The 19,159-nt window shown below is 73.5% G+C and carries 17 protein-coding genes and 1 pseudogene; 14 read left to right on the forward strand and 4 right to left on the reverse strand.

Going from position 1 to position 19,159, the window contains the following annotated elements; genetic code table 11:
• Positions 1-139: pseudogene (locus tag AB0F58_RS16925) on the forward strand (electron transfer flavoprotein subunit alpha/FixB family protein); the annotation flags it as partial.
• A gap of 103 nt (positions 140-242) precedes the next feature.
• Here the strand turns inward: AB0F58_RS16925 and AB0F58_RS16930 are convergent.
• On the reverse strand, positions 243-989 hold the full coding sequence (locus AB0F58_RS16930) for an anti-sigma factor (protein WP_357143302.1): 747 nt from the start codon (positions 987-989) through the stop codon (positions 243-245).
• Positions 943-1,545, reverse strand: a complete 603-nt coding sequence (locus AB0F58_RS16935) for a sigma-70 family RNA polymerase sigma factor (protein ID WP_357143304.1) — start codon at positions 1,543-1,545, stop codon at positions 943-945. The genes AB0F58_RS16930 and AB0F58_RS16935 overlap by 47 nt, the downstream gene beginning before the upstream one ends.
• Positions 1,546-1,812: 267 nt before the next feature.
• On the opposite strand from AB0F58_RS16935, the gene AB0F58_RS16940 reads away from it, so the two are divergent.
• From AB0F58_RS16940 to AB0F58_RS16970, 7 genes are all read left to right on the forward strand, one after another.
• The gene (locus AB0F58_RS16940; RefSeq protein WP_357143306.1) at positions 1,813-2,643 is read left to right on the forward strand and encodes a DUF4397 domain-containing protein; all 831 of its coding nucleotides are present in this window, start codon (positions 1,813-1,815) and stop codon (positions 2,641-2,643) included.
• Positions 2,640-3,308: a class F sortase gene (locus AB0F58_RS16945; protein WP_357143308.1), complete on the forward strand. Its 669-nt coding sequence runs from the start codon at positions 2,640-2,642 to the stop codon at positions 3,306-3,308. The genes AB0F58_RS16940 and AB0F58_RS16945 overlap by 4 nt, the downstream gene beginning before the upstream one ends.
• A 60-nt stretch (positions 3,309-3,368) precedes the next feature.
• A complete protein-coding gene (locus AB0F58_RS16950) occupies positions 3,369-4,541 on the forward strand; it encodes a cysteine desulfurase family protein (RefSeq protein ID WP_357143310.1) in 1,173 nt (390 codons plus the stop codon).
• A 149-nt stretch (positions 4,542-4,690) separates the two neighbouring features.
• The gene (mnmA, locus tag AB0F58_RS16955; protein ID WP_357143312.1) at positions 4,691-5,764 is read left to right on the forward strand and encodes a tRNA 2-thiouridine(34) synthase MnmA; all 1,074 of its coding nucleotides are present in this window, start codon (positions 4,691-4,693) and stop codon (positions 5,762-5,764) included.
• A 73-nt stretch (positions 5,765-5,837) separates the two neighbouring features.
• The gene (locus AB0F58_RS16960) at positions 5,838-6,842 is read left to right on the forward strand and encodes a methionine synthase (RefSeq protein ID WP_357143314.1); all 1,005 of its coding nucleotides are present in this window, start codon (positions 5,838-5,840) and stop codon (positions 6,840-6,842) included.
• 148 nt (positions 6,843-6,990) lie between these two features.
• Positions 6,991-7,356: a VOC family protein gene (locus AB0F58_RS16965; RefSeq protein ID WP_357143316.1), complete on the forward strand. Its 366-nt coding sequence runs from the start codon at positions 6,991-6,993 to the stop codon at positions 7,354-7,356.
• 139 nt (positions 7,357-7,495) lie between these two features.
• Positions 7,496-8,497, forward strand: a complete 1,002-nt coding sequence (locus tag AB0F58_RS16970) for an ADP-ribosylglycohydrolase family protein (protein WP_357143318.1) — start codon at positions 7,496-7,498, stop codon at positions 8,495-8,497.
• A gap of 99 nt (positions 8,498-8,596) precedes the next feature.
• Here the strand turns inward: AB0F58_RS16970 and AB0F58_RS16975 are convergent, their stop codons facing one another.
• Entirely contained in the window at positions 8,597-9,409 is an 813-nt protein-coding gene (locus AB0F58_RS16975; protein WP_357143320.1) for a hypothetical protein, read from the reverse strand.
• Between the two features lie 150 nt (positions 9,410-9,559).
• On the reverse strand, positions 9,560-10,048 hold the full coding sequence (locus tag AB0F58_RS16980; RefSeq protein ID WP_357143322.1) for a type II toxin-antitoxin system PemK/MazF family toxin: 489 nt from the start codon (positions 10,046-10,048) through the stop codon (positions 9,560-9,562).
• Positions 10,049-10,184: 136 nt separating this feature from the next.
• Here AB0F58_RS16980 and ligA point away from each other — a divergent pair, with 136 nt between their 5' ends.
• From ligA to AB0F58_RS17010, 6 genes are all read left to right on the forward strand, one after another.
• Entirely contained in the window at positions 10,185-12,320 is a 2,136-nt protein-coding gene (ligA, locus tag AB0F58_RS16985; RefSeq protein ID WP_357143324.1) for an NAD-dependent DNA ligase LigA, read from the forward strand.
• Positions 12,321-12,510: 190 nt separating this feature from the next.
• The gene (locus AB0F58_RS16990; RefSeq protein WP_357143326.1) at positions 12,511-14,952 is read left to right on the forward strand and encodes a bifunctional diguanylate cyclase/phosphodiesterase; all 2,442 of its coding nucleotides are present in this window, start codon (positions 12,511-12,513) and stop codon (positions 14,950-14,952) included.
• A gap of 222 nt (positions 14,953-15,174) precedes the next feature.
• Entirely contained in the window at positions 15,175-15,480 is a 306-nt protein-coding gene (gatC, locus tag AB0F58_RS16995; protein ID WP_357143328.1) for an Asp-tRNA(Asn)/Glu-tRNA(Gln) amidotransferase subunit GatC, read from the forward strand.
• A gap of 67 nt (positions 15,481-15,547) precedes the next feature.
• Positions 15,548-17,023, forward strand: a complete 1,476-nt coding sequence (gene gatA / locus AB0F58_RS17000; RefSeq protein ID WP_357143330.1) for an Asp-tRNA(Asn)/Glu-tRNA(Gln) amidotransferase subunit GatA — start codon at positions 15,548-15,550, stop codon at positions 17,021-17,023.
• 26 nt (positions 17,024-17,049) lie between these two features.
• The gene (locus tag AB0F58_RS17005) at positions 17,050-18,441 is read left to right on the forward strand and encodes an AAA family ATPase (RefSeq protein WP_357143332.1); all 1,392 of its coding nucleotides are present in this window, start codon (positions 17,050-17,052) and stop codon (positions 18,439-18,441) included.
• Positions 18,441-19,073: a DUF4276 family protein gene (locus AB0F58_RS17010; RefSeq protein ID WP_357143334.1), complete on the forward strand. Its 633-nt coding sequence runs from the start codon at positions 18,441-18,443 to the stop codon at positions 19,071-19,073. Before AB0F58_RS17005 ends, AB0F58_RS17010 begins: the two co-directional genes overlap by 1 nt.
• Positions 19,074-19,159: the final 86 nt, after the last annotated feature.

Consider the following 19,159-nt stretch of genomic DNA (forward strand, 5'->3'; position numbering starts at 1 on the left):
TATGCAGACCTCGAAGACCATCGTCGCGGTGAACAAGGACGGCGAGGCGCCGATCTTCGAGCTGGCCGATTTCGGCGTGGTCGGCGATCTGTTCAAGATCGTCCCGCAGGCCGCCGAGGAGATCCGCAAGCGTAAGTGAGTTCCACCGTCACCCGCTCCGGCCACGGAACCTGACAGGTTCCGTGGCCGGTGTGTCGTACGGGAGCTGATCGGCGGGCCGGGGAGCTGAGCCGGCCCGCCGATCAGCCCGTCAGGGCGCCCCTCAGCAGACTGTCGCCGGAGTGGGCGGTGTTGTTGTCGTACTGCTCGGCGGAGACGTCGACCACGGAGTAGCGGTCGAGGTCGACGCCAGGGGGCAACGGTAGCAGCGCGTCCGCTCCGCCGCCGAGGACTCCCACCGAGAGCATCTCCATGGTCCGGGGGTCGATCAGCCAGACCTGGTAGTAGCCGGGCACCTCGGGCAGGTTCGTCACGTGCAGGTGGAGTCGCCCGTCGGCGAAGACCCGGGCGTTCCCGGCGGCCTGCGGCGGCGTCGCCCCGTACGCGGCCAACGAGCCGCTGACCAGCACCTGCGGTGCTGGTTCCGGGGCGTCGGGGCGTACCACGGCCAGGGTGCCGACCACGCCGAGCAGCGCGGCGGCGGTGGCGGTCACCGCCCCGAGCAGCCAGCGGGAGACCCCGCGACGCCCCGGCCGGGCGGCCGGCCCGGCCGCGTTCTCCGCCGACTGCCGCTGCCGGCGGGCTTCCGGCAGCGACGGGAGCGACCGCGTCGCGGCGACCTCGGCGGCGATGGCGTCCCACACGTGCGCGGGCGGCTCGGGCAGGTTCCGCAGGGTCTGTGTCTCCGTGCCGAGACCGGCGACGTGCCGCAGGGTGGCCAGCTCGTCCCGGCAGTGCACGCAGCCGTCGAGGTGGTGGTTCTCGCCGGTGTCCGCCTCGCTCTCACCGAGGGCCAGGAAGACCAGCCGGTCGTGCGCCAGGTGCTGCACCGTCCACCTCCCATCTGCGCTTGAGGCTCGCCATGCCCCGTCGGATGTGGCTCTTGACCGTGCCGAGCGGCACTCCGGTCACCGTCGCTATCTGCTGGTGGGTCAGGTCGTCGAAGAACGCCAGTTCGAGCATGCGGCGCTGGTCGGCGGGGAGTCGGGCCAGCTCGTCGGCGACCAGCAGCCGGTCGGCGACGCGGTCCGGGTCCGGCCCGGTCGGCTCCGGTTCCGGCAACTGTCGCACGGTCTCGACCGCCCGGGACTCCCGGGCGACCACCCGCAGCCGGTCCACCACCTTGCGGCGGGTGATCCCGAGCAACCAGCCGACCAGGGAACCCCGCGCCGGGTCGAAGGTCTGCCGCCCCAGCCAGGCCGCGACGAACACGGCCTGGGTGACGTCCTCGGCGTCGGTCCGGTTGACCAGCGTGCTGGTCGCCAGGTGGAAGACCGCCCGGCCGTACCGGTCGTACGCCTCCCGCAGGGCCGCCTCGTCCCCGGCGCGGAACCGCTCGGCCAGGTCGTCCTCCACCGGGACGGTCTCGCGCGTCTCCGCTGTCACCAGGCGACTCGCCTCAACTGGGGCATGCCCGACTGTAGCTTCCGCAGCCATCGCACTCCCGTCCGCTCGGTCGCCGCGCCACACCGTCACCAGGGTCGTTCGTCGCGACCGGGCCGCCCGGATGCGCTCGGGACGGAAAAAGAAAAAGTTCCCGGACCCGCATCCGGCCGGGGCAAGGCCGCCGTAACCCGTTCTGCCAGCCGGGCCCGGCGTATCGGCACCTTCCCCAGCAGTGCGAGCGGCACCAGCCACCAGGAGGAACCACCCATGCAGGTCTCGACCTTCCGCCGGGTCACCGCGGGCACCGCGGTGGCCGTGGCGGCCTTCGCCGGCATCGGCGCCGTCACCGCGTCTCCCGCGTACGCCGCCACGTCGAAGGTCTCCGTGGTGCACGGCATCCCGGACACCCCGGTCGACGTCTACGTCAACGGGAAGAAGACGTTGGACAACTTCCAGCCCGGCGACGTCGCCGGCCCGCTCGACCTCGAGCAGGGGCGGTACGACCTCGCCCTGACCAAGCCGGGCCAGCCGGTCGGCAGCGCGATCCTCACTGTCGACGACGCGCAGGTGCCGGGCGGGGCGAACATCAGCCTCGCCGCGCACCTCGACGCGGGAGGCAAGCCCACCATCACGCCGTTCGTCAACGACACCGCCAAGGTCGGCGCGGGCAAGGCCCGGCTGATCGTCCGGCACACCGCCGCCGCCCCGGCGGTGGACGTCCGGGCCGGGGGCACCCCGGTCTTCGAGGACCTCACCAACCCGAAGGAGGCCAAGGCCGACGTGGACGCCGGCAGCGTCTCGGCGGACGTGGTCCTCGCCGGCACGTCGACGGTGGCGATCGGCCCGGCGAAGGTGAACCTCGCCGAGGGCACCGCCACGATCGTCTACGCGATCGGCTCGGCCGAGGGGAAGAGCCTGAAACTGGTCTCCCAGACCATCAAGGGGCTGCACTCCGCCCCGAGCGGCGTGCCCAGCGGTGACGGTGGACTCGCCGACACCGGTCCGCAGAGCTGGTGGTACGTGCTCGCCGGCGCCGGTGTGCTGCTGCTGCTCGGCGGCGGGGCGCGGGTGGCGACCGTCCGGGCCGGTCGCCGGTGACGGTGCGCAACCGCGGCGCGCTGGCGGCGATGGCCGCCGGCGCTGCCGCGCTCACCGTCGCGGCCGTGGTGGCCTGCGGCGCGCAGCCGGAGGGGGTGGGCAGTGCGGACGCCGAACGCCTCGCCGCCGCCACCGGGGCCCCGTCCGTGACGGCCACCGGCCCGACGGGCAGCCGTGTCCCGGTGACCACCGGGAACCTGCCCACCACGACCGGCACCGTGCCGCCGGCCCGGCTGCGGATCCCGGCGATCGACCTGACCGCCACGGTCGAGGAGGTCGGCGTCGACGCGCGGACCGGCGAGTTCGACGTGCCACCCAGCGTCGACCGGATCGGTTGGTACCGGTACGGCCCCGGCCTGGAGGCCGAACGCGGTTCGGTCGTCGTCGCCGGGCACGTGGACAGCGCCACCCAGGGCCGGGGGGCGTTCTACCGGCTCCGGGAACTGGACCGGGGCGACACCCTCACGGTCACCGGCCGCGACGGCCGGGACCGGGAGTACCGGGTGGTGGCCCGCGAGAAGTACGACAAGACGAGGATTCCGCTGGACCGCTACTTCGCCCGCGACGGCGCGGCGCGGCTCACCCTGATCACCTGTGGTGGCCCGTTCGACGCGGCGGCCCGCCGCTACCGTGACAACATCGTGGTCACCGCCGTACCCGGCTGACCGGTCCGCACCTCCCTCCGGGCGGGGTGGGGACGCCGGTGGCGGATAGGCTGAACCACGATGGCATACCTGGATCACGCGGCGACGACCCCGATGCTCGGCGAGGCACTCGAGGCGTACACCGCCACCGCTCGCGAGGTCGGCAACCCGTCGTCACTGCACGCGGCGGGGCGGCGTGCCCGGCGTCGGGTGGAGGAGTCCCGGGAGCGGGTGGCCGCCGCCCTGGGCGCGCGTCCGTCCGAAGTGATCTTCACCGGCGGAGGCACCGAGAGCGACAACCTCGCGGTCAAGGGGATCTTCTGGTCCCGGCGGGAGGCCGGACGGGACCGGGTCGTGTCCAGCGCGGTCGAGCACCACGCCGTGCTCGACGCGGTGGACTGGCTCCGCGGCCACGAGGGTGCGCAGGTGGGCTGGCTGGCGGTGGACGAGGCGGGCCGGCTCAGCCCGGAGGTCCTCCGCGCCGAACTGGCCGCGCACGGCGACCGGGTGGCCGTGGTGACGGCGATGTGGGCCAACAACGAGGTCGGCACCGTCCAGCCCGTCACCGAGCTGGCCCAGGTCGCCGCCGAGTACGGCGTACCGTTCCACACCGACGCGGTGCAGGCGGTCGGGCAGGTGCCCGTCGACTTCGCCGCCAGTGGCGTCGCCGCGCTGACCGTCACCGGGCACAAGCTCGGCGGGCCGACCGGGGTGGGCGCGCTGCTGCTCGGCCGGGACGTCCGGGCCACCCCGCTGCTGCACGGCGGTGGCCAGGAGCGCGACGTCCGTTCCGGCACCCTCGACACCGCCGGAATCGCCGCCTTCGCCGTCGCGGTCGAGAGCGCGGTCAAGAACCAGCAGGCGTACGCCGCGCGGGTCGCCACCCTCCGCGACGACCTGGTGGAGCGGGTCCGGCGGGCGGTGCCCGAGGTGGTGTACAACGGTGACCCGACCGACCGGCTCCCGGGGAACGCGCACTTCTCCTTCCCCGGCTGCGAGGGGGACGCGCTGCTGCTTCTCCTGGACGCCCAGGGCATCGCCTGCTCGACCGGGTCGGCCTGCTCGGCCGGGGTCGCCCAGCCCTCGCACGTGCTGCTCGCGATGGGGGCCGACAACGACCGGGCCCGGTCGTCGCTGCGCTTCTCGCTCGGGCACACCTCCACCGCGGCCGACGTGGACGCCCTGATCGCCGCGCTCCCCGCCGCCGTGGAACGGGCCCGCCGGGCCGGCGCCATCCGCTCCGCCCGCGGCTGACGCGCCCGGTCGGGGTCGACGCGCCCGGTCGGGGTCGACGCGCCCGGTCGGGGCTGGCGCGGCCGGTCGGGGCTGGCGCGGCCGGCCGCCGGGAGCGTGAGGGGCTCCGCCGGCAGGGGCTACCCTCGACGGGTGAAGGGGGTACGTCGGTGAGGGTCTTGGCAGCGATGTCCGGCGGGGTCGACTCGGCGGTCGCCGCCGCGCGGGCGGTGGAGGCGGGACACGACGTCACCGGCGTGCACCTGGCGCTGGCCCGCAACCCGCAGACCTACCGGACCGGGGCGCGCGGCTGCTGCACCCTGGAGGACTCCCGGGACGCCCGTCGTGCCGCCGACGTGCTCGGCATCCCGTTCTACGTCTGGGACATGGCCGACCGGTTCCACGCCGACGTGGTCGACGACTTCGTCGCCGAGTACGCGGCCGGGCGTACCCCGAACCCGTGCCTGCGCTGCAACGAGAAGATCAAGTTTGCCGCGGTGCTGGACCGGGCGGTGGCCCTCGGGTTCGACGCCGTGGTCACCGGCCACCACGCCCGGCTCGGCGCCGACGGGCTGCTGCGTCGCAGCGTCGACGTCGCCAAGGACCAGTCGTACGTGCTGGCCGTGCTCACCCGCGCGCAGCTCGACCGGTCGATGTTCCCGCTCGGCGACTCCACCAAGGCGCAGGTGCGGGTGGAGGCGGCCCGGCGCGGGCTGGCCGTCGCCGACAAGCCCGACTCGCACGACATCTGCTTCATCGCCGACGGCGACACCCGGGGTTTCCTCGCCGGTCGGCTGGGCGAGACCCCCGGCGACGTGGTCGACGCGTCGACCGGCGCGGTGGTCGGCAGCCACACCGGTGCGTACGCCTACACGGTGGGGCAGCGGCGGGGGCTGCACCTGGACCGTCCCGCCCCGGACGGCCGCCCCCGGTACGTGCTCTCCATCACCCCGACGACCAACACGGTCACCGTCGGGCCGGTCGAAGCCCTGGAGGTCACCGAGGTCGGCGCCGCGCGTCCGGTCTGGACCGGCGGGCCCCGTCCCGACCACCCGGTCGAGTGCGAGGTGCAGCTGCGCGCCCACGGTGACGTGGTGCCGGCCACGATCACCGTCGACGCCCACGGCCTGCGTGCCGCGCTGCGTCGCCCGGTGCGCGGGGTCGCCGCCGGTCAGGCGATCGTGGCGTACCGCCCCGACCCGGCCGGCGACGTGGTGCTCGGCTCCGCGACCATCACCGGCTGAGTCACCCAGTCGGTCGGGGTGGAGCGGGCCCGCCGACCGGCGGCCGGGGTGACGATTGGTTACCCTGTCGACCGTGACTGATCAGGTCTGGCCCTGGCCGCGTGGCGCGGCGACCGGCATCGGCTCCCTACCCGGTGCTGACGTCGCCGAGGCGCAACGCGTCGTGCTCGGCGAACTTCCGGACCTGCCCCACCTGCCCGAACTGCCGGCGCGGGGCCCCGGCGCGGATCTGGTCGGCCGCAGTGCCGGGCTCCTGGTCGAACTGCCGGTCGAGCTGTACGCGGGCCGCTGGCGGATCGCCCCGCGCCCCGGTCGGGACGTGCGGCGCGCCCGCGACCTGATGGAGCGGGACCTCGACCAGCTGGCCGAGCAGGCCGAGGAGTACGCCGGAACGATCAAGGTGCAGGTGGCCGGTCCGCTCACCCTGGCCGCCGAGCTGGAACTGCCGATCGGCGGACGCATGCTGCGTGATCCGGGCGCGGTTCGGGACCTGACCGGCTCGCTCGCCGAAGGGGTGCGCGGGCACGTCCGGGCGATCGCCCGCCGGGTACCCCGGGCCTCGGTGCTGCTCCAACTGGACGAGCCGTCGTTGCCGGCGGTGCTGGCCGGGCGGATCCGCACCGAGAGCGGGCTCGGCGCCTACCGGGCGATGGAGGAGGAGGTCGCCCGTACCGCGCTGCGCACGGTCGTCGAGGCGGCCGGGGTGCCCACCGTCGTGCACTGCTGCGCCCCGGGCGTGCCGCTGGAGCTGGTCCGGAACGCCGGCGCGGTCGCCGTCGCGCTGGATCTCACCCAGGTCACCGACCTCGACCCGCTCGGCGAGGCGATCGACGCCGGGCTGGGGTTGCTGGCCGGGGCCGCCCCGGCGCTGCCACCGCCGGACGGTCGCGCGCCGACCTCCGCCCAGGTCGCCGACCGGGTACGCCAGCTCTGGGACCGGCTCGGCTTCCCCCGTGCCCGGCTGCCCGAGCAGGTGGTGGTCACGCCGACCTGCGGCCTGGCCGGAGCGGATCCCCGGTACGTGCGCGAGGTGCTCACCGCCTGTCGCGACGCCGGCCGGCGGATGGCGGAAGAGTAGGCGTCCGATCGGCGGCCCGCCGAGGAACAGGCATCCGTGCGCGGTTGGCCGAGGAGCACGTGTCCGATCGGCGGGCTGCGGACGGCACATCCGGTCGCGGCTGCCGGGAGCCGGTTTCTCCGTCGTACCGGGCGGGCACGATGGCGTCATGATTGGACAGCTCCGCTCCGTGGTGATCGACTGCCCCGACCCGCGTGCCCTGGCCGGTTTCTACGCCGAACTGCTCGGCCTGTCGATCGCCGAGGACGACACCGACGACGACTGGGTGGTGCTCGGCGGCCCGCGCGGGCAGTACCCCCGGATCGCCTTCCAGGCGGCCCCCGACCTGCGCGCGCCGAACTGGCCCGATCCGGAACGCCCTCAGCAGTTCCACCTGGACGTGCAGGTGGACGATGTGGACGCGGCCGAGCAGCGGGTGCTCGCGCTCGGGGCGCGACGGCTGCCCGGGGAGGGCGACGACTTCCGCGTCTACGCCGATCCGGCCGGTCACCCGTTCTGCCTGGTCTTCGAGTGAGACGTGGTTGCCGGGGTCCCCTGCCGCGCAGGAAGCGGTAGCCGGAGGGCCCGGCCACCACCCGGGCGCGCGCCCACCCGCACCGGCGACGGCTGGGCGCAGGTGTGCGTGGTTGCGGTGACGGGGCAGGATGGGGGCCATGATCGAGTCTTCGGTGCGGCGTGCCTCCGGTTCGTTCTTCGGTCTCGCGTACGGCGACGCCCTGGGCGCGCCGACCGAGTTCCTGACCGTCGACGAGATCGTCCGCCGGTACGGTCCGGGCGGTCCCCGGGCCCTGACCGGTGATCCGGCACTGGTCACCGACGACACCCAGATGGCCCTGGCGGTCGCCTGGGCGCTGCGGGAGACCCCGACGCTGACCCCGGAGGCGGTCGAGCCGCTGCTGCGGCGACGCTTCGTCGACTGGTCGGTCAGCCCGGAGAACAACCGGGCTCCCGGCATGACCTGCCTCCGGGCCTGCGCCGAACTGGCCCGGGGGGTGCGCTGGCAGGAGGCGACCCAGGCCGGCTCGAAGGGCTGCGGGGCGAACATGCGGGTCACCCCGGTCGGCCTGCTCGACGTCGACCTGGACACCCTCGCCGGGTTGTCCCAGCTCCAGGCCGGGCTGACCCACGGGCATCCGACCGGCCTGGCCGCCAGCGAGTTGACCGCGTACGCGGTCCGGGCACTGCGCGACGGGGCGACCCTGCCCGACCTGCCCGACGTGCTCGTCGGGCACGCCCGCCGGCATCGCCGGGTCTACCGGCACGAGTGGCTGGGCGACCTCTGGCAGCAGCCGGGCGTGACCGACCCGGCCGACTTCATCGCCCGGGGCTGGGACGAGTGCCTGGAGGTGCTCGCGCGGCTGACCGCGGCGCTGGCCCGCCCCGACGACGGTGGTGACCCGTGCCGGGCGACCGGAGAGGGCTGGGTGGCCGAGGAGGCGCTGGCCACCGCCCTGCTCTGCGCCGTCAGGCACGCCGACGACCCGGTCGGCGCACTGGCCCGGGGGGCGACCACCGCCGGCGACTCGGACTCGATCGCCGCGCTGGCCGGCGCGTTCGTCGGTGCCGCCTACGGCATGGCCGCCTGGCCCGCCGACTGGGCCGCCCGCATCGAGTACGCCGACCAGCTCCGCACCCTCTCCGCCCCGCTCGACTGACCCTCCCACCCCGTCCCCGCCCCGCCCAGCGCGCCGGCCGGATGGCGGTGTCGGCGCGGCGGCACGGGGCGGGGCGTCCCACGGCAGGGCGGGACGAGGTCACGCGCTGCGGGGGAAGTCCCTACGCTTGATCTTGGCGCGGCGGCCGTCCGGGTGGTGGAACACGATGCCCTCGGCCAGGTGACCGGGGGCGAACCGGCTCTCCAGCCCGGCCAGGTACTCCCGTAGCCCGGTGTAGCTGCGCGGCGCGTCCGGCAGGGCGGGCGCGTGCAGGTTGAACGGCACACAGGTGTGCTCTTCCAGGCCCAGCGGGTTGCCCTGGACCCGGGGGCCGAGCGTCTCGCAGGGGTGCTCGCCGTCGGGCCAGCCCGACACGTCGGTGTTGCGGGCGGCGACCAGGATCCACTTGTCCTCCGGGCCGTGGTCGTCGGTGTCCACGTACCACCCGTCGATGATGCCCTGCTGCTTCTGCGCCCTGCTGGGGTTGCGTCGCTTCTCCACCCGCACGAGCTGTCCGGAGCGGACGGTGAGCCGTACGTTGGTGCCGTCGAGCTTCTCGGTGGGAGTCCCCTCGCCGTCGAACACCCAGGCGCACTCGGGCCGCGGGCGGTCGACGACCTGGAAGTGGTCGTCACGTTCGAACAAGGTGGGAATCTTCTCCATGACCTGCATTCCCTTCCTGACGTGCCCGATCAGCTCCTCGGCGGTGATCAGCCCGCCGGCCAGGCCGCTGGCCAGCGCACGGACCAGATCGGCCACGGCGACGTCGGCCTCGACGGCGACGTGCTTGAGCGCCTTCTTCTCCTCCGGCGAGATCCAGGCGACAAGCCGCGACCAGCCCTCCGGTGGAGTCCACCGGGCCAGCTGACCGGGCGTCTTGCGGGGCCGTCCGGAACGTCTCGCCTCGTCCATGTCGGGAACCGTAGGGGTCCGGGAAGTGTTGTGTCAATTGGCATAACAGAAATAGCGACACTGGTGCCGGGGCGCGGTGGTGGTGGACCGGGTGCTGCGGATGGCGACCCGAGAGCCCCGCCGGAGCGGCCGGGGCCTCGTCCCGCCGCCTCAGGGGTGGGACTGGAGGCGGCGCCAGAGGGCGGGATCGCAGGTGCCGGCGCGGTTGCCGAAGGCGTCGGCGTCGACCCGGATCGTCGTACCGAGGTCGACGAAGCTGTCGTGGTCGGCGTCGGCGTCCCAGCCGCGGGTCGGGATGCGGACGTGGTCGTCGCGGTCGCTCTTGTCCTGACTGGTGATCTTGAGCACGTCCGCGCCCCGCCGGTCGGCGCGCAGGACCAGGCAGGGCCGCACCTTCGACCCGGTGCCGTCGGCGTACGGCACCTCCGCCCACCAGATCTCGCCGGGTCGGGGCGTACGGGTCGTGGCACGGCGGTCGCGCGGGCGCGGCGGCCGGGTCGGTCGGTCGGTCCGGCGCGGCGGCCGGTTCCGTCCCGCCGGACGCGACGGTGGCGCCGGCCGGTCCCGCCAGCTGCTCCACGCCCAGCCGGCGGCGACCGCCAGCAGCACCGCCGCGGCCCAGGGCAGCCACTCCGGCATGCGTCCCCCGTCTCCCCACACCCGACCCCGCGCCGGGCGACCGGTCGATTGTCCCACCCGCCCGATACGGTGCCGGGGTAGCGTGATCAGCGAGCTCGCGGGGTGTCCGCGACCTCAGGGCGTGGAGGGTCGCACGGTGTCCGAGGAAGCCATCCCGCAGCACATCAGCCCGGAGCAGGCAGCGGCAGCCGGAGCGGAGCCGCCGGCCGGGGTCAGGGACCGACACGCCACCCTCAGCCAGGAGCTGACCGACCACCAGTACCGCTACTACGTGCTGGACGCCCCGACCGTCAGCGACGCCGAGTTCGACACGCTGCTGCGCGAGCTGGAGGCGCTGGAGGCGGAGTACCCGGCGCTGCGCACCCCGGACTCACCCACCCAGCGGGTCGGCGGCACCTTCTCCACCGACTTCGCCCCGGTGACCCACGCCGAGCGGATGCTCTCGCTGGACAACGCCTTCGCCGACGAGGAACTCGCCGCCTGGGCCGAGCGGGTGGTCCGTGACGCGGGTGGTGAGGTGCCGTACCTCTGCGAGCTGAAGGTCGACGGGCTCGCGATCAACCTCACCTACGAGCGGGGCCGGCTGGTCCGGGCCGCGACCCGGGGAGACGGCCGCACCGGCGAGGACGTCACCGCCAACGTCCGCAGCATCCGGGGCGTGCCGGCCGAGCTGACCCGCTCCGAGGAGTTCGGGCCGGCCCCGGAACTGCTGGAGGTGCGGGGCGAGGTCTACTTCCCGGTCGCCGCCTTCGCCGACCTCAACGCCTCCCTCGTGGAGCAGGGCAAGGCGCCCTTCGCCAACCCCCGCAACGCCGCCGCGGGCAGCCTGCGGCAGAAGGACCCACGGATCACCGCGTCCCGGCCGCTGCGGCTGGTGGTGCACGGCATCGGCGCCCGGCGGGGGTTCCGGCCCACCGCCCAGTCCGAGGCGTACGCGGCGCTGAAGGCGTGGGGGCTGCCGACCAGCGACCGCTGGCGGGTGGTGCCCGACCTGGCCGGTGTGGCCGGGTACGTCGCCCACTACGCCGCCCACCGGCACGACGTCGAGCACGAGATCGACGGTGTGGTGGTGAAGGTCGACCCGGTTTCCATCCAGGGCCGGCTCGGCTCGACCAGCCGCGCCCCGCGCTGGGCGATCGCCTTCAAGTACCCGCCCGAGGAGGTCAACACCAAGCTCCTCGACATCCAGGTCGACGTCGGGCGCACCGGTCGGGTCACCCCGTTCGCGGTGCTCGAACCGGTCCGGGTGGCCGGCTCGACGGTGGCGCTGGCGACCCTGCACAACGCCCGCGAGGTGGAACGCAAGGGGGTGCTGATCGGCGACACGGTGGTGCTGCGCAAGGCCGGTGACGTGATCCCCGAGGTGCTCGGCCCGGTGGTCGAGCTTCGCCCGCCGGACGCCCGTCCCTTCGTCATGCCCACCCACTGCCCCGCCTGCGGCTCCCCGCTCGCCCCGGCGAAGGAGGGTGACGTCGACATCCGCTGCCCGAACTCGCGGACCTGTCCCGGGCAGCTGCGGGAACGGCTCACCTACCTCGCCGGCCGGCGTGCGCTGGACATCGAGGTGCTGGGCGAGAAGGCCGCGGCGGCGCTGCTCGAGTCGGACGTCTTCGTCGACGAGGGTGACTTGTTCTCCCTGGACGCGGAGAAGCTGGCCCGGGTGCCGTTCTTCGTCAACAAGGACGGCAGTCTGGGTAGCAACGCGGCCCGCTTCCTGACCAGCCTGGACGAGGCTCGGCAACGGCCGCTCTGGCGGCTGCTGGTGGCGCTGTCGATCCGGCACGTCGGCCCCACCGCCGCGCAGGCCCTGGCCCGCCACTTCGGCTCGGTCGAGAAGATCCGGGCGGCGACCGAGGAGGAGCTCTCCTCGGTGGAGGGGGTCGGGCCGACCATCGCGGCGAGCCTGACCGAGTGGTTCACCGTCGACTGGCACCGCGCGGTGGTCGACAAGTGGGCCGCGGACGGGGTCCGGATGGCGGAGGAGGCCGTGGACGAGGGGCCGCGCCCGCTGGAGGGGATCAGCGTGGTGGTCACCGGCACCCTCGCCGGGTTCTCCCGGGACCAGGCCGCCGAGGCGATCCAGTCCCGGGGCGGCAAGGTCAGTGGATCGGTCTCCAAGAAGACCGGCTTCGTGGTGGTGGGGGACAACCCCGGCTCCAAGGCGGAGAAGGCCACCGCCCTCAAGCTGCCGGTCCTCGACGAGGCGGGCTTCCGGGTGCTGCTCGAGGCCGGCCCGGACGCGGCGCGGGAGGTGGCCCGGCGCGAGGAGTGAACCGGGGCCGGTGACCGGGCCGGGTCGGCACGGCTTGCGGGCAACTGGCCGCGTATACCAACTTAATTACGACTACGACCGATTCGTGGCTGTCCTACCGTGAAACCCCCGGCCAAAGGCGTTTGATGGGGAGCACGGCGTGGCATCAGGTCAGGCCGTGCGATCCGGACCGGACACCTCGGGAGGTGCGATGGAGGCCGCCGACCTGCGGAACGCCGTGCCGCCTGCCCGGCTGGGGCCGTTCTTCGGATTCGTCGGCGCCACCGTCGTACTGGCCGTCGGGCTCACCGCCGGTCCGCTGGCCGCGCTCCCCGGTGACCTCGGCACGCTGCCCGGTGCCTTCTGGATCATGGCGGCCCTCGCCGTCGTCTGCGACGCCCGACCCTTCGTACCGCCCGGCCAGCGGCACACCTCGGCGGTCTTCCCGTCGATCTGCTTCACCTTCGCGATCCTGGTCGCCTGGGGGCCCGGTGCGGCGGTGGCGGTGCAGACCGCCGCCGTGGTCGTCTCCGGCTGGCGGCTCGGGCACGTCGCCTGGCGGACCGTGTTCAACGCCGCCCAGTACGCCTGCGCCCTGGCCGCCGCGGACGAGGTGATCCAGCTCGGCCCCGGCTCGGCATTCGCCGACGACCGCCTGCACTGGACCGACGCGGTGGCGCTGGCCGGAGCGGCGGTCGCCTGGTTCGTGGTGAGCTACGGCCTGGTCAGCACGGCGGTACGGCTGCGCTTCGGCGATCCGTGGTGGCCCACCGTGCGGCGCGGGCTCGGCTTCGAGCTGCTCGCCACCGGTTCGCTGCTGCTGCTCGCCCCGGTGCTGGTGGCGGCGGCGCGGGCCAGCGCGGCGCTGATCCCGCTGGTGCTGGTGCCGCTCTTCGCCGTGTACCGGATGGCCCGGCTCTCCGCCGACCAGGAGCACCTCGCCGCGCTCGTTCCGCTGACCGGGCTACCCAACCGCAAGGCGCTGCTCACCGAGGTCGCCGAACAGGTCCGCCGGCACGCCGAACGGGGTGCCCAGGGGGTGCCCGACGCGCACCTCGCGCTGCTCCTGATCGACCTGGACCGGTTCAAGAACGTCAACGACGCGCTCGGCCACGCCGTCGGCGACCGGCTGCTGGTGGCGGTGAGCGAGCGGCTCACCTCGGCCCTCGGTTCCCGGGACATGGTGGCCCGGCTCGGCGGCGACGAGTTCGCCGTCGTCTCCACCGGGCTGTCCGGGGTGGACGACGCCCGGCGGGTCGCCGACCGGGTGGCCCGCGCCCTCGCCGAGCCGGTGCCGCTGGACGGGCTGCCACTGGACGTCGGTGGGTCGATCGGCATCGCGCTCTTTCCCGAGCACGGGGAGGACTTCGCCACCCTGATGCGCCACGCCGACGTGGCGATGTACGACGCCAAGCACCGCAACGACACGGTCGCCGTGTACGCCGCCGAGTCGGACCACAACTCCGCCGAGCGGCTCGGTCTCCTGGCCGACCTGCGCCGGGTGCTGGAGGCCGGGACGACCGATCCGGCCCTGCCCACCGCGACCGGGGCCGCCCGGGGCGGTGACGGGGCCGCCCTGCCCGGCGGGGACGACACCCCCGGCCGCCCGGGGCCACGCCGGTGGGGTGGCCGGCGCGGCCGGCCCGCCCCGCACTCCGACGAGCTGATCAACCAGATCCTCACCGGCGCGGACCCGGTCCGTCGCCGGGCCGGGCGGGCCGGCGACACCCCGTCCCCGCGCCCGCCCGAGTCGGTTCCGCCCGAGCCGGTCCCGGCCGAGTCGGTCCCGACCGGGGAGTGGACGCCGCCGGCCGGGACCGTCGGGACCGTCGGGTCCGGGGCGGCCGGCGGCACCGACGTCCGGGTCGAGGTGGGCGAGCCGGGCGGGATCACGATGTACTACCAGCCCCAGGTCCGGATCGCCACCGGCGAGGTGGTCGGGGTGGAGGCGCTGCTGCGCTGGCGGCACCCCCGGCGGGGCATGGTCGACCCGGAGGAGCTGATCCGGGTCGCCGAGCAGAGCGCGGTGATGCGGCTGCTGACCCGCCGGGTGGTCGACGACGTGGTGGGACAGTTGGCCCGCTGGTCGGCGGCGGGCAGCACCCTGCGGGCCGCGCTCAACGTCAGCGTCCGGGACCTGCACACCGGAGAGATCGCCGACCAGATCGGTGACCTGCTCGCCCGGCACGCGATCCGCCCGGACCGGCTGCAACTGGAGATCACCGAGGGCGCGTTGATGGCCGACCCCCGACGGGTGCTCGACACGATCTCCCGGCTGCACCGGATCGGGGTGGCCATCGCGCTGGACGACTTCGGCACCGGCTACTCCTCCCTCCAGCACCTGCGGCGGCTGCCGCTGTCCGAGGTGAAGGTGGACCGCTCGTTCGTCCTCGGCATGGCCGAGGACCCCGACGACGCCGCGATCGTCCGCTCGATGATCGAACTGGCCGGGGCGCTCGGCCTGCGGGTGGTCGCCGAGGGCGTGGAGGACGAGCGGACCTGGCGGTTGCTCCACGCGGCCGGCTGCGACCTGGCTCAGGGCTGGTTCTTCGCCCGCCCGATGCCGGCCGACGAGCTGACCGCGTGGCTCGCCCGGCACCGACCGGTCCGGCCGACCGGCGTCGCCGGCAGCCGTTCCCGCCCGAGCGGCTGACGGGCGACGGACGGCCCGACCGGCAGCGGTGAACCACCCGCACGGATGGTCCGGCGACCCGTCAGCGCGTCGGCCCGCAGGTGCCGCCGGGCGGCGTGCGGGGGGAGTCGGGGGCACGGCTGACGTGCCAGCCAATAGACTCGCTCAGGTCACCGCGCGGGCACTCGAACCCGCGGTCGGCGTACCGCCCGAATCAGCAGCACCACCACGAAGGGGGCACCGATGGCCGCCATCTCCCGCGAGGAGGTCGCGCACCTGGCGCGCCTGTCGCGGCTCGCCGTCACGGAGGAGGAGTTGGACACCTTCGCCGGCCAGCTCGACGTGATCCTCCAGGCCGTCGCCCAGGTCGGCGAGGTCGCCGCCGTGGACATCCCGCCGACCTCCCACTCGGTGCCGCTGACGAACGTCCTGCGGGAGGACGTCGTCCGGCCCGGCCTGACCCCGGCCGAGGCGCTGTCGGGCGCGCCCGACGCCGAGGAGCAGCGGTTCCGCGTCCCGCGGATCCTGGACGAGGATGTGGCTTCATGAGCGAGCGAATCAGCAGGACCGGTATGCCAGGCGCTCAGGGCGCCGGTGAGCGGAGCGAGGCGGCGGCATGAGCGACCTGACCCGGATGACCGCCGCCGACCTGGCCGGCCTGGTGGCCAGCGGTGAGACCTCCGCCGTCGAGGTGACCCGGGCGCACCTGGACCGGATCGCCGCCGTCGACGAGCAGGTCCACGCCTTCCTGCACGTCGACACCGAGGGCGCGCTCGCCGCCGCCCGTACGGTGGACGAGCGTCGGGCCGCCGGCGAGGAGCTGGGCCCGTTGGCCGGCGTGCCGGTCGCGGTCAAGGACGTGCTCACCACGAAGGGTGTGCCGACCACCGTCGGCTCGAAGATCCTCGAAGGCTGGCGCCCGCCGTACGACTCGACCATCGTCGAGCGGCTCCGTGCCGCCGGTACGGTGATGCTCGGCAAGACCAACATGGACGAGTTCGCCATGGGCTCCTCGACCGAGTACTCCGCGTACGGCCCGACCCGCAACCCGTGGGACCTGGAGCGGATCCCGGGCGGCTCCGGTGGCGGCAGCGCCGCCGCGCTCGCCGCGTACGAGGCTCCGCTCTCGATCGGCTCGGACACCGGCGGCTCGATCCGCCAGCCGGGCGCGGTCACCGGCACCGTCGGCGCGAAGCCCACCTACGGCGGCACCTCCCGGTACGGCCTGGTCGCCTTCTCCTCCTCGTTGGACACCCCGGGCCCGTGCGCCCGTACCGTGCTCGACGCGGCGCTGCTGCACGCGGTGATCGGCGGCCACGACCCGCGCGACTCCACCTCCATCCCACAGCCGGTGCCGGACGTGGTGGCCGCCGCGCGCCTCGGCGCGAGCGGCGACCTGACCGGCGTGAAGCTCGGCGTGGTCACCGAGTTCTCCGGCGAGGGGGCCGAGCCGGGCGTGCTCGCCGCCTTCCGGGACGCGGTCGAGGCGCTGACCAAGCTCGGCGCGGAGATCGTCGAGGTCTCCTGCCCGCACTTCCGCTACGCGCTGCCGGCGTACTACCTGATCGCGCCGAGCGAGTGCTCCTCCAACCTGGCCCGCTTCGACGGGGTCCGGTTCGGCCTGCGGGTGGGCGACGACGGCAACCGCTCGCTGGAGGAGGTCATGTCGCTGACCCGGGACGCCGGCTTCGGTCCCGAGGTCAAGCGCCGGATCATGCTCGGCACGTACGCCCTGTCGTCCGGCTACTACGACGCCTACTACGGGCAGGCGCAGAAGGTCCGGACGCTGATCACCCGGGACTTCACCGCCGCCTTCGAGCAGGTCGACGCGCTGATCTCGCCGACCACCCCGTTCGTGGCGTTCCCGATGGGCGCGCGGATGTCCGACCCGTACCAGATGTACCTGGCGGACCTGTTCACCATCCCGTCCAACCTCTACGGCGGGCCGGGCATCTCGGTGCCCTGCGGGCTCTCCGAAGGGCTGCCGGTGGGGCTTCAGGTGATGGCCCCGACCATGGCCGACGACCGGATGTACCGGGTCGCCGCCGCGCTGGAGTCGGCCGTCGGCACGTTCACCCCACCGGCACTGTGAAGCGGACAGGACTGTGAGGGGGCGGGATGCTGACGCGTATCGAGATTGACGGATTTAAGTCGTTTCGGGACTTCGCGCTGGACATCCCGCCCTTCCTCGTCATCATCGGAAGGAATGCGGCCGGCAAGTCGAACCTGTTCGACGCGATCCAGTTCCTCAGCCGGCTGGCCGGTGACCCGGTGCTGGAGGCCGCCCAGCACATGCGCGGCGATGTCGTCGATCTGTTCCACCGGCACACTGACGGCAACTCCGTCGAGACCATGTCGTTCGCGGCGGAGGTGCTGCTCGGCCGTACGGTCACCGACGCCTTCGGTGACACCGCCGAGATCCATCACTCCCGCCTTCGGTACGAGCTGACGATCGAGCGGCGGCCGACCGGCCCGAGCGGGTCACAGCGACCGTACGTGGTGCGGGAAGTGGTCCGCCGGATCCGGCGAGCGGACGACGACTGGATGGAGCACCGCACCGTTGAGCAGCGGAAGCGGCTGGCAGCCTACCGGTCCGGCGCGGACCCCTTGGAGACTGAGACGGACGATCTCGGCCGGCCGGTCTTCAGCATCAGGCAGCAGGGAAACCAGGGGCGCAAGCGAAAGCTGCCGGCGAGCGCCGCCACCGCGACCGTCCTGTCCAGCCTGACCACCGCCACGGACTTTCCGCTGCTGTACGCGCTCAAGCGGGAGATGCAGTCCTGGCGGTTGCTGCACCTGGATCCCAGCGCGCTCCGGGCACCCGACTCCTACGACGATCCAGACAGCCTGGCTCCGAACGGCGGTCACCTCGCCAATACCCTGCGCCGGCTCGCGGACGAGACGGGCACGGAGGACCGGCCCGACGGCGTTCTCAACGACCTTTCGGCAGATTTGGCCGCCGTCATTCCCGGGGTGACCCGGGTTCAGCTGAGCGAGGACGACGCCCGGCGACAGCGGCAGGTGGTCGTGATTACTCGGGACGAGGCGCCCTTCTCCGCGCGGGTAGCCTCGGACGGCACGTTGCGGGCGATCGCCCTGCTGGCGGCGCTCTACGATCCGCGTGGCGCCGGCCTGATCTGCTTCGAGGAGCCGGAGAACGGCATCTTTCCGCAGCGTCTGGCGCAGTTCGTTCGCTACCTGAGGAACCTGGTCGAAAGGGCGTTGAACAGCCCGTCCGATGGTGCGGCCCTCACCCAGTTGATCCTCAGCAGCCACTCGCCGGCCATCCTCCGCGCACTGGAGCCGGCCCAGACCCGTCGGCGTCCCGATGCCGTGTTCATGGACGTGGTGAGTCGCGTGCAGCGCGGTCATGCGATGAGTCGGGTCAGCCGTTGGCGGGCGATCGCCGGCGCTCAGCAGCTCACGCTCGATGAGGCGCTGGATGTAGCCGACGTGGTGAGCCCGAGCGAGATCGTCGAGTTCGAGGTACAGGCGGAGCTGGGCGACTGATGCGGTACCTCACCTCCGCGTTGGTCTCTGAAGGGCCCACCGACGATCAATTTTTGCCGAGGCTGCTCGGCCGAGCGCTCACATACCTCTGCATGACTGAGTTCGAAGATGCTGTCGACGTGGCGGACGTGCAGGTACTGCGCGACCGGAAGGGTCCGTCGTCGGTCCAAGACGTGATCAAGGTTGTCGAGCTCAACCGGGCCGCCTTCTCGCTGATCTTCTTTCACCGTGACCAGGGCACGGATCCCAGACGGGTGGAGCGGGAGTGGATCCAACCGTTGAGGGAGTTGTGGGGCGAGCGGGCTGAGCAGTTGGTCGCAGTAATTCCGGTGCGTGAGACCGAGGCATGGCTGCTCGCGGATGGCGACGCGCTGCGCAACGCGCTCGGTGTGCCTAGCTGGACGGACGGTTTCATGGGACTGCCGGCCAGACCAGCGCAGGTCGAAGACCTGGCCGACCCGAAACGGGTGCTGAGTGATCTGACGCAGCGAGTCAGCCGTTCCCGGGAGGACCACTTCGTGCAGTTGGGCGAGCTTGTCTCGCTGGATCGGCTGTACCAGGTGCCGGCGTACCGACGGTGGTGGGACGACACCCGCCAGGCATTGACCCGTCTCGGCTACCGTCGGGCCTGAACGTGTCGAGGCTCTCAAGCCCGGCCGGCTGCACGAAGACCCTCCGGTGCGGTTGCCGTACCTCAGCGGGCCAGAGCACGAGACCA

Origin of the sequence: Micromonospora sp. NPDC023956 (assembly GCF_040639195.1) — a bacterium.
Classification (GTDB): domain Bacteria; phylum Actinomycetota; class Actinomycetes; order Mycobacteriales; family Micromonosporaceae; genus Micromonospora.

Bases quoted from the DNA above. Each gene is read 5' to 3' on its own strand.
- AB0F58_RS17005 (WP_357143332.1), top strand. From the start codon at position 17,050: ATGCTGACGCGTATCGAGATTGACGGATTTAAGTCGTTTCGGGACTTC.
- AB0F58_RS17010 (WP_357143334.1), top strand. From the start codon at position 18,441: ATGCGGTACCTCACCTCCGCGTTGGTCTCTGAAGGGCCCACCGACGAT.
- AB0F58_RS16990 (WP_357143326.1), top strand. From the start codon at position 12,511: ATGGAGGCCGCCGACCTGCGGAACGCCGTGCCGCCTGCCCGGCTGGGG.
- AB0F58_RS16940 (WP_357143306.1), top strand. From the start codon at position 1,813: ATGCAGGTCTCGACCTTCCGCCGGGTCACCGCGGGCACCGCGGTGGCC.
- AB0F58_RS16950 (WP_357143310.1), top strand. From the start codon at position 3,369: ATGGCATACCTGGATCACGCGGCGACGACCCCGATGCTCGGCGAGGCA.
- AB0F58_RS16975 (WP_357143320.1), bottom strand. From the start codon at position 9,409: ATGGACGAGGCGAGACGTTCCGGACGGCCCCGCAAGACGCCCGGTCAG.
- gatA (WP_357143330.1), top strand. From the start codon at position 15,548: ATGAGCGACCTGACCCGGATGACCGCCGCCGACCTGGCCGGCCTGGTG.
- gatC (WP_357143328.1), top strand. From the start codon at position 15,175: ATGGCCGCCATCTCCCGCGAGGAGGTCGCGCACCTGGCGCGCCTGTCG.
- AB0F58_RS16965 (WP_357143316.1), top strand. From the start codon at position 6,991: ATGATTGGACAGCTCCGCTCCGTGGTGATCGACTGCCCCGACCCGCGT.
- AB0F58_RS16980 (WP_357143322.1), bottom strand. From the start codon at position 10,048: ATGCCGGAGTGGCTGCCCTGGGCCGCGGCGGTGCTGCTGGCGGTCGCC.
- AB0F58_RS16970 (WP_357143318.1), top strand. From the start codon at position 7,496: ATGATCGAGTCTTCGGTGCGGCGTGCCTCCGGTTCGTTCTTCGGTCTC.